General features: G+C 53.5%; 1 tRNA gene and 1 rRNA gene. Both read left to right on the top strand.

Annotation, left to right across the window (positions count from 1 at the left end):
• Positions 1–269 precede the first annotated feature (269 nt).
• Positions 270–345: transfer RNA gene (locus tag ABDW49_RS19350), tRNA-Ala, on the top strand.
• A gap of 286 nt (positions 346–631) precedes the next feature.
• Positions 632–2,155 (top strand): 23S ribosomal RNA (locus tag ABDW49_RS19345); the annotation flags it as partial.

The following is a 2,155-nucleotide window of genomic DNA, read 5'->3' as shown; positions in this document are numbered from 1 at the left end:
TTCTAAGGATTTGAACGAGTGCGCCGCTCCTTGAGAGTGGAAGAGCTTCGCTCAATTCTAAGAACATTGCCGTCGTCTCATGTCCTTCATCTATGGAAACAGCAAGGCGGCTTCGTTAGGGCGCCCGTTGCTTTTGGGCGGCATGGTTGAGTGCTGCCAGGATGGGCCTGTAGCTCAGGTGGTTAGAGCGCACGCCTGATAAGGGTGAGGTCGGTGGTTCAAGTCTAGCTCGGCCCACCATGAGTGGGTTGGTGGGGCGGAGCACGTGCGGGGCCTTAGCTCAGCTGGGAGAGCACCTGCTTTGCAAGCAGGGGGTCGTCGGTTCGATCCCGACAGGCTCCACCATTTCCATTGAAGATGAAGACACACCTTTCCTTGCATCTTGAAGCTGACCTGATGGTTGGTCTTTTGCTGTAAGGCCTGCGGGATTTGCCCGCTTCTTTAACATTCTGAATGGGCTGTTTAATCGACGCGGTGACGCGAGGTCGGTTTTTGCGCAGCGGGGGTCGCCCTGTTGAAGGCAAGAACCATATGGCTTTAGCGTTACTACAGATGTTGTAAATCTGGCTCAGATTATTGTCCTACGCCTAGAACGATGCAAACTTTATGCAGGCCTGTTATGATGGTGTGGGTTCAAGCGTGACTAAGCGCACACGGTGGATGCCTTGGCGGTCAGAGGCGATGAAGGACGTGATAAGCTGCGAAAAGCGTCGGGGAGCTGTGAACAAGCTTTGATCCGGAGATTTCCGAATGGGGAAACCCACCTTCACATTCGTGCACGTGGTGAGTGGACACGCTATCACCTCACTGAATACATAGCTTTGGCTGAAGCGAACCCGGGGAACTGAAACATCTAAGTACCCTGAGGAAAAGAAATCAACCGAGATTCCCTCAGTAGCGGCGAGCGAACGGGGATCAGCCCAGTAGCCTGAATCAGCTTGTGTGTTAGTGGAACCCTCTGGAAAGTGTGGCCAGTAGAGGGTGATAGCCCCGTACACAAAAGTGAGGAAACAGGGTGAACGTCGAAGAGTAGGGCGGGGCACGTGAAACCCTGTCTGAATATGGGGGGACCATCCTCCAAGGCTAAATACTCCTGACTGACCGATAGTGAACCAGTACCGTGAGGGAAAGGCGAAAAGAACCCCGGAGAGGGGAGTGAAATAGAACCTGAAACCGTGTGCGTACAAGCAGTGGGAGCACCTTCGAGGTGTGACTGCGTACCTTTTGTATAATGGGTCAGCGACTTATATTCAGTGGCGAGGTTAACCGTATAGGGGAGGCGTAGAGAAATCGAGTCTTAATAGGGCGTTTAGTTGCTGGGTATAGACCCGAAACCAGGTGATCTATCCATGAGCAGGTTGAAGGTTGGGTAACACTAACTGGAGGACCGAACCCACTGTCGTTGAAAAGCTAGGGGATGACTTGTGGATAGGGGTGAAAGGCTAATCAAACCTGGAGATAGCTGGTTCTCCCCGAAAGCTATTTAGGTAGCGCCTCGTGAACTCATCCCGTTGGGGGTAGAGCACTGTTTGGCTGCAGGGGGCCATCCCGCGCTCTACCAAACCGATGCAAACTCCGAATACCGAAGAGTGCAATCACGGGAGACAGACGGCGGGTGCTAACGTCCGTCGTGAAGAGGGAAACAACCCAGACCGCCAGCTAAGGTCCCCAAGTCATGGCTAAGTGGGAAAGGATGTGAGGATCCCAAAACAACCAGGATGTTGGCTTAGAAGCAGCCATCATTTAAAGAAAGCGTAACAGCTCACTGGTCTAGTCAAGGGTTCCTGCGCCGAAGATGTAACGGGGCTCAAGACGTGCACCGAAGCTTAGGGTGTGGTTCTTTGAACCACGCGGTAGGGGAGCGTTCTGTAAGCCGTTGAAGGTGACCTGGTAACGGGTGGCTGGAGGTATCAGAAGTGCGAATGCTGACATGAGTAACGATAAAGCGGGTGAAAAGCCCGCTCGCCGAAAGACCAAGGGTTCCAGTCCAACGTTAATCGGGGCAGGGTGAGTCGGCCCCTAAGGCGAGGCCGAAAGGCGTAGTCGATGGGAAACAGGTTAATATTCCTGTACCTGGTGGTGGGGTGTGACGGATCTCGTGAATTGTCTGGCCTGATTGGATTACGGTGCAGGCTAGTGTGAAGTACCCTGGACC

This window comes from Novosphingobium sp. (assembly GCF_039595395.1).
In the GTDB taxonomy this organism is placed as follows: domain Bacteria; phylum Pseudomonadota; class Alphaproteobacteria; order Sphingomonadales; family Sphingomonadaceae; genus Novosphingobium.
Note: the sequence above shows the minus strand (reverse complement) of the source record. Positions and strands in the feature narration are given on the sequence as shown.